General features: G+C 70.6%; 1 protein-coding gene (cut by a window edge). It reads left to right on the top strand.

Features of this window, described 5'->3' with window-relative positions:
* Positions 1-11,281: part of an SDR family NAD(P)-dependent oxidoreductase coding region (locus ACIQ9E_RS29455; RefSeq protein ID WP_403712210.1), annotated on the top strand (this coding region is incomplete at its 3' end). Its footprint begins 2,373 nt before the window's first position; the window shows 11,281 of its 13,654 annotated nt.

Below are 11,281 nucleotides of genomic sequence, written 5' to 3' on the forward strand. Positions count from 1 at the left end.
GTGCCCGCGATCGCCCTGGTGGCGGGCGCGGAGGAGCTGTGCGATCCGGAGTACTGGGTGCGGCACGTCCGCGAAGCCGTCCGCTTCGCGGACAGTGTGCGGGCGCTGCACGAGCAGGGCGTGACCCGCTTCCTCGAACTCGGCCCGGACGGCACCCTGTCCGCCCTGGCCGCCGGATGCCTCCCCGACGACACTGACGCCGTACTCGTACCCCTCCTGCGCAAGAGCGTCGACGAGGAGACGGCCGCACTGACCGCCGTCGCCCGGATGTTTGTCGACGGCGCGGATGTGGACTGGACATCGGTGCTGCGCGGCACGGGCGCCCGGCTCATCGACCTTCCGACCTACGCCTTCCAGCGGCAGCGCTACTGGCCGACCCCCGGTGCCGCACCGGCCGGTACGGTCCGGGCCGCGGGATTCGACGCGGCCGGGCATCCGCTGCTCGACGCCTCCGTCGAACTGTCCGACGCCGAAGGCATGCTGTTCACCTCCCGCCTGTCCGCCCGGTCGCACCCCTGGCTGGCCGACCATGTGGTCCACGGATCGGCCCTCCTGCCCGGAACCGCGTTCCTGGAGCTGGCCGTCCGTGCCGCTGACGAGGTCGGCTGTGGCATCGTCGAGGAGCTGACGCTCGCCGCGCCACTCGCTCTACCGGAGGAGGGCGGTGTCCAGCTCCAGCTGAGGGTGGCCGCCGCCGACGGCAACGGCCGCCGGACGGTGAGCGTCCGCTCCCGCCGTGAGGGAGCCGACGACCGTGCGTGGCTCACCCACGCGACGGGTGTACTGGCCATGGGCGAGCGGACGGTCGCCCTGGACGCACCGGGCGCCGCCTGGCCCCCGGCCGGTGCCGAACCGGTCGACCTGACGGGCCTCTACGACCGTATGTCCGGGGCCGGATTCGACTACGGCCCGGTCTTCCAGGGCCTGCGGGCCGCCTGGCAGCAGGGCGAGAACGTGTACGCGGAGGTCGCACTGCCCGAGGGCGTCGACGGCAGCCCCTACGGCCTGCACCCCGCGCTGCTCGACGCCGCGCTGCATGTCACCGCCTTCAACGGGGTGCCGCGGGGTGTGGTGCCGTTCTCCTGGGAAGGTGTGTCCCTGCACGCCTCCGGCGCTTCGTCGGTCCGGGTGCGGGTGACCCGTACCCGCGAGGATTCGCTCACCGTCGCCGTCGCCGATACGGCCGGTGAGCCGGTGGCATCGGTGGAATCGCTGGTGCTGCGTCCGGTCGGTGCCGCCCGTCCGGGGGACCGGGACCCGGTGTTCGGTGTGGAGTGGGTACCGGTCCGGGTGCCGGGTCCGGTGGCGGTGTCCCCGGACGTGGTCATGGTGCGGCTTTCGGGCGACGAGGACGTGGTGCGGTCGGCGCACACTCTGCCGGCGCGGGCGCTCTCGCTGGTGCAGGAGTGGCTGGAGGAGGAGCGGTCCGCCGATTCCCGGCTGGTGTTCGTCACCCGTGGCGCACTGTCCGGCGAGGACCCGGCCGGCGCTGCGGTCTGGGGGCTGGTGCGTTCGGCGCAGTCGGAGCACCCCGGCCGGTTCCTGCTGGTGGACGTGGCGGGCGAGGAGCCCGTGAGCGGCTTGCTGGACACCGTACTGGCCGTGGACGAACCCCAGTTGCTGCTGCGCGAAGGCGAGGTGCTCGCCGCCCGGCTGACCCGCGCCGGGGCTGACCGTGAAACGGCTCCGGAGTGGGCGGGCGAGGGAACGGTTCTGATCACCGGTGGTACGGGTGGTCTGGGGCGGGTGATCGCCCGACACCTGGTGGCCGAACACGGCGTACGCAGCCTGCTGCTGGTGAGCCGCAGCGGCCCGGCCGCTGAGGGAGCCGCCGAGCTGGTCGCGGAGCTGACCGGGCTGGGTGCCGAGGCCGTCGTCGAAGCCTGCGATACCGCCGATGCGGCAGCGGTGACGAAGCTGTTCTCCCGCCATCCGGTGCGGGCCGTGGTCCACACGGCGGGTGTGATCGACGACGGTGTGGTGGAGGCGCTGACGCCCGAGCGGCTGTCGGCGGTCCTGCGCCCCAAGGTGGACGCCGCGTGGAATCTGCACCAGGCGACCAAGGACCGCGACCTCGCCGCGTTCGTGCTGTTCTCCTCCGTCTCCGGCCTCTTCGGCGGCCCCGGCCAGGCCAACTACGCCGCCGGAAATGCCTTTCTGGACGCGCTCGCCGAGCGCCGCCGAGCCGCCGGACTGCCGGGCACCTCTCTGGCCTGGGGCCCGTGGACCCGGGACGGCGGCATGACCGGCACCCTGTCCGAGACCGACCGACTGCGCATCTCCCGTACCGGCATGCCGGAACTCTCCCCGGAGGAGGGTGCCCGGCTCTTCGACGCCGCCCTGCTTGCGGATACGGCACTGGTCGCCCCGGTGCGGTTCGACTTCGCGGCCGTACGGGCGCGGACCGAGGTACCCGCCCTCCTGCGGGGGCTGGTCCGGCCCCGCACCCGGAGTCGGCGTCCGGCGGCCTCCGGCGCTCCCGGTTCGCCCGCTGCGACGGGCCTGCTGCGTACGCTCTCCGACCTCACGGGCGACGAGCGGCGCGAGCTGCTCCTGGACCTCGTACGCGGGCACGTCGCAGCGGTCCTGGGACATACCGACGCCACCGCCGTCGAGCCGTCGCGAGCCTTCCAGGACCTCGGCTTCGACTCCCTGATGGCCGTCGAACTGCGCAACCGGCTGGGCGCGGCGGCAGGCCTGCGGCTGCCGGCGACTCTGGTCTTCGACTACCCGACGGCCGATGTGCTGGTCGGTTTCCTGCTCGACGAGCTGTACGGCGGCGGTACGGCCGACACGACGGCGCTGCTGCCCGCGGGGGCCGTGGCGGCGCAGGGCGACGATCCTGTGGTGATCGTGGGTATGGCGTGTCGTTTTCCGGGTGGGGTGGAGTCGCCGGAGGATTTGTGGCGGTTGGTGTCCGATGGTGTGGATGCTGTTGGTGGGTTTCCGGTGGATCGTGGCTGGGATGTGGGGGGTGAGTCGTTCGCGCGGGCGGGTGGCTTCCTCTACGGCGCGGCGGACTTCGACGCCGGTTTCTTCGGGATGAGTCCGCGTGAGGCGTTGGCGACGGATGTTCAGCAGCGTCTGCTGCTGGAGACGGTGTGGGAGGCGGTGGAGCGGGCCGGGATCGACCCGGTGTCGTTGCGCGGCTCGCGGACCGGCGTCTTCGCCGGTGTCATGTATACGGATTATCGAACCCTTCTGGAGGGTGAGCAGTTCGACGGATTCCGGGACAACGGCAGTGCGCCGAGTATTGCTTCCGGTCGGGTGTCGTACACGTTTGGTTTTGAGGGTCCGGCGGTGACGGTGGATACGGCGTGTTCGTCGTCGTTGGTGGCGGTGCATTTGGCGGGGCAGGCGTTGCGGTCGGGGGATTGTTCGCTGGCGGTGGCGGGTGGTGTGACGGTGATGTCGACGCCGTCGACGTTTGTGGAGTTCGGGCGTCAGGGTGGTCTGTCGTCGGATGGGCGGTGTCGGGCGTTTTCGGATGCGGCTGATGGTGTGGGCTGGGGTGAGGGTGTGGGTGTGGTGGTGTTGGAGCGGTTGTCGGATGCGGTGCGGAATGGGCATCGGGTGCTGGCTGTGGTGCGTGGGTCGGCGGTGAATCAGGATGGTGCGTCGAATGGTCTGACGGCTCCGAACGGTCCGTCGCAGCAGAGGGTGATCCGGCAGGCGCTGGCGAGTGGTGGTCTGTCGGTGTCCGATGTGGACGTGGTGGAGGGGCACGGCACGGGGACGACGCTGGGTGACCCGATCGAAGCGCAGGCCCTGATCGCGACCTACGGCCGGGATCGGGCGGAGGGGCAGCCGTTGTGGCTGGGGTCCTTGAAGTCGAATATCGGGCATGCGCAGGCCGCGGCGGGCGTCGCGGGGATCATCAAGATGGTCATGGCGATGCGGCACGGTGTGCTCCCGCGCACGCTGCACGTGGAGGCGGCGTCTTCGCATGTGGACTGGGCGGCGGGTGAGGTCGAGCTGTTGTCGGAGGAGCGTGCCTGGCCGGAGTCGGGGCGGGTGCGTCGGGCGGGTGTGTCGTCGTTCGGTATCAGTGGCACGAATGCGCATGTGGTGCTGGAGCAGCCGGAACCGGTGATCCCGGAGGCTGTGGAACCCTCGGTCGTGCCGGGTGTGGTGCCGTGGCTGGTGTCGGGGAAGACGGAGGAGGCGCTGCGCGACCAGATCGCGCGGTTGCGGTCGTATGCGGAGGATGCGGGGCTGCGGCCGGTGGATGTGGGTCTGTCCACTCTCGGCCGGTCGGTTTTTGCTCACCGGGCTGTGGTGCTCGACGGTGAGCAGGTCATCGAGGGCCGGGCGCTGGGCGGGAAGACGGCGTTCCTCTTCTCGGGGCAGGGGTCGCAGCGTCTGGGGATGGGGCGTGAGTTGTATGCCCGTTTCCCGGTGTTTGCGGATGCTTTTGATGGGGTCTGTGCTGAGTTGGATGTTCCGGTGCGTGAGGTGGTGTGGGGTGGGGACGCGGATGTTCTGAACCGGACGGTGTTTGCTCAGGCGGGTCTGTTCGCGGTCGAGGTGGCGTTGTTCCGGCTGGTCGAGTCGTGGGGGGTGACTCCGGACTTTGTGGCTGGTCATTCGATCGGTGAGGTGGCTGCGGCGCATGTGGCGGGGGTGTTCTCCCTGGCTGATGCGTGTGCGCTGGTGTCGGCGCGTGGCCGGTTGATGGATGCGTTGCCGGAGGGTGGTGCGATGCTGGCGGTGCGGGCGGGCGAGGACGAGGTTCTGCCGCTGCTGGATACGTCGGTGTCCGTTGCCGCGGTCAACGGCCCTTCTGCGGTTGTGGTGTCCGGTGCCGAGGAAGGGGTGGAGGCGGTACGGGTCCACTTCGAGGCCCTGGGCCGTAAAACGACCCGGCTCAAGGTCTCCCACGCTTTCCACTCGCCGTTGATGGACCCGATGCTGGACGGCTTCCGTGCGGTCGTCTCCGGGCTGTCGTTCTCCGCGCCCACGATCGCCCTGGTGGCGGGCGCGGAGGAGCTGTGCGATCCGGAGTACTGGGTGCGGCATGTCCGTGAAGCCGTCCGTTTCGCGGACGGTGTGCGGGCGCTGCACGAGCAGGGCGTGACCCGCTTCCTCGAACTCGGCCCGGACGGCACCCTGTCCGCCCTGGCCGCCGGATGCCTCCCCGACGACAGTGACGCCGTACTCGTACCCCTCCTGCGCAAGAACCGTGAGGAGGAGACGGCCACCCTCCAAGCCCTCGCCGAGCTTCATGTCGCCGGCGCCGGGGTCGACTGGGCCGCACTCTTCACCGGTACCGGCGCCCGTCCCGTCGAACTGCCCGCCTACGCCTTCCAGCACCGGCGCTACTGGCCGATGGGCGGCAGCTTCGGGCGCGGTGGTGACATACGGCTCGCAGGTCTGGAATCGGCTGAACACCCGCTGCTGGGCGCGGCCGTGGAGCCGGCGGACTCGGATACGTACCTCTTCACGGGACGGCTGTCGCCGGCCACCCACCCGTGGTTCGCGGACCACGTGGTCATGGGTACGGTGCTGGTCCCGGGAACGGCCCTGGTCGAGATGGCCGTCCGCGCGGGTGACGAAGCGGGATGCCCGGTGGTGGAGGAACTGACGCTCGCCGCGCCGCTCGCCCTGCCAGCCGAGGGCGGCGTCCGGGTGCAGGTGGCGGTGGGCGCGCCCGACGAGTCCGGCCGCCGAACGGTGACGATCCACTCCCGCCCCGACGGCGCGGACGAGTCCCCTTGGATCCAGCACGCCACCGGCGCGCTCGCCCCCCCGACTGCTCGGGACACGGCCTTCGACGCGGCGGTCTGGCCGCCGGCCGGCGCGGTGGTGCTGGACACGGCGGAGGTGTACGAGCGGTTCGCCGAGGCAGGGTTCGAGTACGGCCCGGTCTTCCAGGGCCTGCGAGCGGCCTGGCGGCTCGACCACGAGGTCTGCGCGGAGGTCGCGCTGCCGCAGGACACGGATCTGACCGGATTCGGTCTGCACCCTGCCCTGTTCGACGCCTGCCTCCACGCGGCCGTGCTCCTCGGCGACGGGGAACAAGGCGTGCCCTTCTCCTGGTCCGGCGTGTCTCTGCACGCCTCAGGCAAGTCCGCTCTGCGGGTACGGCTGTCCCGTACGCCCGACGGGGCGATCTCGGCGGCTCTGGCGGATGCCGACGGAGAACCGGTTGCCTCGGTGACGGCGCTCACCGTGCGTCCGATCTCCGCCGAACCACAGCATGATGCCCTGTTCGGGGTGGAGTGGGTGCCGGCCCGGGTGCCGGGGGCGGTGGCGGCGGGGCCGGATGTGGTGGTGCACCGGCTGACCGCCGAGGGCGCTGTACCGGGCTCGGTGCACGCGCTGTCGGCTCGGGTGCTGGCTCTGGTGCAGGAGGTACCGGAACCGTCGCGGCTGGTACTGATGACCCGGGGTGCGGTGTCGGGTACGGATGTGGCCGCAGCGGCGGCGTGGGGGCTGGTGCGTTCGGCGCAGTCGGAGCAGCCGGGCCGGTTCGTGCTAATCGATGTGGAGGGTGAGGAGCCCGCCGCACTGCTGGAGTCGGTGCTGGCTGTCGACGAGCCGCAGGTACTGGTACGCGACGGTGAACTGCTCGTGCCCCGGCTTGCCGGGATCGCGGCCGTGGCGGACTCCGCCCCGGTGTGGGCGGGCGAGGGCATGGTTCTGATCACCGGTGGTACGGGTGGTCTGGGGCGGGCCGTCGCCCGGCATCTGGTGACCGAACACGGTGTCCGTGGCCTGCTCCTCGTCAGCCGCAGCGGCCCGGACGCCGAGGGCGCCGGCGAACTCGTCGCCGAGCTGAAGCGGCATGACGTACAGGTCGCGGTCGAGTCCTGTGACATCGCCGAGCCGGCCGCCGTACGCGACCTCTTCACCCGCCATGACGTACGGGCGGTGATCCACACCGCCGGTGTGATCGATGACGGGGTGATCGGCTCGCTGACGAACGAGCGGCTCTCGGCCGTGCTGCGGCCCAAGGCCGACGCGGCCTGGAACCTGCACGAGGCGACGAAGGACCGCGACCTCGCCGCGTTCGTCATGTTCTCCTCCGTCGCCGCCGCGTTCGGCAGCGCGGGGCAGGCGAACTACGCGGCCGGCAATGCCTTCCTCGATGCCCTGGCCGGGCACCGACGGGCCCTGGGTCTGCCGGGAACCTCCCTGGCCTGGGGGCCCTGGGAGCAGACCGGCGGAATGACCGGTTCGCTCACCGACGCAGAGGTCGAGCGCATCACCCGGTTGGGCATGCCACCGCTGCCCGTGGCGGACGGCCTGGGCCTGTTCGACGCCGCACTCTCGGCCGAGCGGCCGGTGATTCTGCCGGTCCGGCTCGACCTCGCCGCGATCCGCGCACGGGGCGAGGTGCCGACGCTGCTCCGTGGGCTGATCCGGACCAGGGCGCGCCGCACCCTGCGCACGGGGACGGCCGACGCGGCCGCACTGCGTACGAGACTGTCCGGCCTCGCCGCCGCGGAACGGCACGAGGCGGTGCTCGACCTGGTGCGCGTGCAGATCGCGCTGGTCCTCGGGCACGGAGGCGCGGCCGACGTGGATCCGGCGCGGGCCTTCCAGGATCTGGGCTTCGACTCCCTGACGGCGGTCGAGCTGCGCAACCGGCTGGGTTCGGTGACGGGGCTCCGCCTGCCCGCCACGGTGGTCTTCGACTACCCGACGGCGGACGCGCTCACCGGATTTGTCCGCGACGAAATCCTCGGGGGTGAGGCCGAAGCCGCTCCGATCGCCGTACGCCGGGCCGTGGCGGCGCAGGACGACGATCCTGTGGTGATCGTGGGTATGGCGTGTCGTTTTCCGGGTGGGGTGGGGTCGCCGGAGGATTTGTGGCGGTTGGTGTCCGATGGTGTGGATGCTGTTGGTGGGTTTCCGGTGGATCGTGGCTGGGATGTGGGGGGTGAGTCGTTCGCGCGGGCGGGTGGTTTCCTCTATGACGCGGCGGGGTTCGATCCGGATTTCTTCGGGATGAGTCCGCGTGAGGCGTTGGCGACGGATGCTCAGCAGCGTCTGTTGCTGGAGACGGTGTGGGAGGCGGTGGAGCGGGCCGGGATCGACCCGGTGTCGTTGCGCGGCTCGCGGACCGGCGTCTTTGCCGGTGTCATGTACAACGACTACGCGAGTCTGCTCGACGGCCGGGAGTTCGAGGGGCAGCAGGGCAGCGGCAGTGCGCCGAGTATTGCTTCCGGTCGGGTGTCGTACACGTTTGGTTTTGAGGGTCCGGCGGTGACGGTGGATACGGCGTGTTCGTCGTCGTTGGTGGCGGTGCATTTGGCGGGGCAGGCGTTGCGGTCGGGGGATTGTTCGCTGGCGGTGGCGGGTGGTGTGACGGTGATGTCGACGCCGTCGACGTTTGTGGAGTTCGGGCGTCAGGGTGGTATGTCGTCGGATGGGCGGTGTCGGCCGTTTTCGGATGCGGCTGATGGTGTGGGCTGGGGTGAGGGTGTGGGTGTGGTGGTGTTGGAGCGGTTGTCGGATGCGGTGCGGAATGGGCATCGGGTGCTGGCTGTGGTGCGTGGGTCGGCGGTGAATCAGGATGGTGCGTCGAATGGTCTGACGGCTCCGAACGGTCCGTCGCAGCAGCGGGTGATCCGGCAGGCGCTGGCGAGTGGTGGTCTGTCGGTGTCCGATGTGGACGTGGTGGAGGGGCACGGCACGGGGACGACGCTGGGTGACCCGATCGAAGCGCAGGCCCTGATCGCAACCTACGGCCAGGACCGTGAACTCCCGGTACTCATCGGCTCGGTGAAGTCCAATATCGGGCATGCGCAGGCCGCGGCGGGTGTGGCCGGAGTCATCAAAATGGTGCTGGCCATGCGGCACGGCGTGGTGCCGAAGACATTGCACGTCGATGCGCCGTCCTCGCATGTGGACTGGGCGGCGGGTGAGGTCGAGCTGTTGTCGGAGGAGCGTGCCTGGCCGGAGTCGGGCCGCGTACGCCGGGCGGGTGTGTCGTCGTTCGGTATCAGTGGCACGAACGCGCATGTGGTGCTGGAGCAGCCGGAACCGGTGATCCCGGAGGCTGTGGAACCCTCGGTCGTGCCGGGTGTGGTGCCGTGGCTGGTGTCGGGGAAGACGGAGGAGGCGCTGCGCGACCAGATTGCACGGTTGCGGTCGTATGCGGAGGATGCGGGGCTGCGGCCGGTGGATGTGGGTCTGTCCACTCTCGGCCGGTCGGTTTTCGCATATCGGGCTGTGGTGCTCGACGGTGAGCAGGTCATCGAGGGCCGGGCGCTGGGCGGGAAGACGGCGTTCCTGTTCTCGGGGCAGGGGTCGCAGCGTCTGGGGATGGGCCGTGAGCTGTATGCCCGCTTCCCCGTCTTCGCGGAGGCTTTTGACGCGGTCTGTGCGGAGTTGGATGTTCCGGTGCGTGAGGTGGTGTGGGGTGGGGACGCGGATGTTCTGAACCGGACCGTGCATGCCCAGGCGGGTCTGTTCGCGGTCGAGGTGGCGTTGTTCCGGCTGGTCGAGTCGTGGGGGGTGACTCCGGACTTTGTGGCTGGTCATTCGATTGGTGAGGTGGCTGCGGCGCATGTGGCGGGGGTGTTCTCCCTGGCTGATGCGTGTGCGCTGGTGTCGGCGCGTGGCCGGTTGATGGATGCGTTGCCGGAGGGTGGTGCGATGCTGGCGGTGCGGGCGGGCGAGGACGAGGTTCTGCCGCTGCTGGATGCGTCGGTGTCCGTTGCCGCGGTCAACGGCCCTTCGGCGGTTGTGGTGTCCGGTGCCGAGGAAGGGGTGGAGGCGGTACGGGTCCACTTCGAGGCCCGGGGCCGTAAAACGACCCGGCTCAAGGTCTCGCACGCCTTCCACTCGCCGTTGATGGACCCGATGCTGGACGGTTTCCGTGCGGTCGTCTCCGGGCTGTCGTTCTCCGTGCCCGCGATCGCCCTGGTGGCGGGCGCCGAGGAACTGTGCACCCCGGAGTACTGGGTGCGGCACGTCCGTGACGCGGTCCGCTTCGCCGACAGCATCCGCACCCTCACCGAAGCGGGCGTGACCCGCTTCCTCGAACTCGGCCCGGACAGCGTGCTGTCAGCCCTGGGCCAGGATTCGGCACCGTCCGACAGCCTCTTCCTGGCCGCACTGCGCAAGGGTCGCACCGAGGAAGAGACGGCCGTACGCGCCTTGGCCGAGCTTCATGTCGCCGGCGCCGGGGTCGACTGGGCCGCACTCTTCACCGGTACCGGGGCCCGCCCCGTCGAACTGCCCACCTACGCTTTTCAGCGCCGGCGCTTCTGGCCCGCCGGCCCGGTACTGCGGGCCGGTGACGTGCGGTTCGCGGGGCTCGGTGCGACCGAACATCCGGTGCTGGGCGCGTCCGTGAGCCTGGCGGACGAGGACGGGACGGTACTGACCGGCCGTCTCTCGCGGCAGACCCACCCGTGGCTGGTCGACCACACCGTCAAGGGCGCGGTGCTGATGCCGGGCACCGGTCTCCTCGAACTCGCCCTGAGGGCGGGAGCCGAGGTCGGCTGTGCCGGAGTGGAGGAGCTGACGCTCGGTGCGCCGCTGGTGCTGCCCGAGCAGGGTGGCGTACAGATCCAGGTACGGGTATCGGCACCCGAGGCCGGCGGTCGTCGGACCGTCGGTGTCTACTCGTCCACCGAAGGCGCCGGCGACGGGGTATGGGTCCGGCACGCCGACGGGGCGCTCACCCCGGTCACTGTGGATACCGCCGGGTTCGACGCGGTGACCTGGCCGCCGGTGGACGCGGAGCCCGTTCCCGTCGAAGGTGCCTACGAGCGATTCGCGGAGGCCGGGTTCGGTTACGGGCCGGTGTTCCGTGGGCTGCGGGCGGTATGGCGTCGCGGCGAGGAACTCTTCGCCGAAGTCGCGCTGCCGGTGGAGGAGCGGGCTGCCGCGGGCCGGTTCGGCCTGCACCCAGCCCTGCTGGACGCTTCCCTGCACGCCGGTCTGCTGGAAGGCGACGGCGATGACACGATCATCCCCTTCACATGGAACGACGTCACGCTCCACGCCGTGGGCGCCGCCGAGGTACGGGTACGGCTGACGCGCGTCGGCGACGCGGGCCTGTCGTTGCAGATGGCCGACACGGCCGGACAGCCGGTGCTGTCCGTGGGCTCGATGCTCAGCCGTCTCGTCTCCGGGGAGCAGTTGGGGGTTTCGGGGGGTTCGTTGTTGGGGGTGGAGTGGTCGGTGGTTGCGGCTGCTCCGGTGGCTTCGGTGGCTTCGGTGGGTGTGTCGTGGGTTGGTTGGGAGGAGGTTGTGGCGGGGGGTTCGGTGCCGGGGGTGGTGGTGCTGGATTGTGGTGTGGGGGTGGGGGTGGGGGATGTTC

Origin of the sequence: Streptomyces sp. NPDC094448 (genome assembly GCF_044763775.1) — a bacterium.
Classification (GTDB): Bacteria; Actinomycetota; Actinomycetes; order Streptomycetales; family Streptomycetaceae; genus Streptomyces.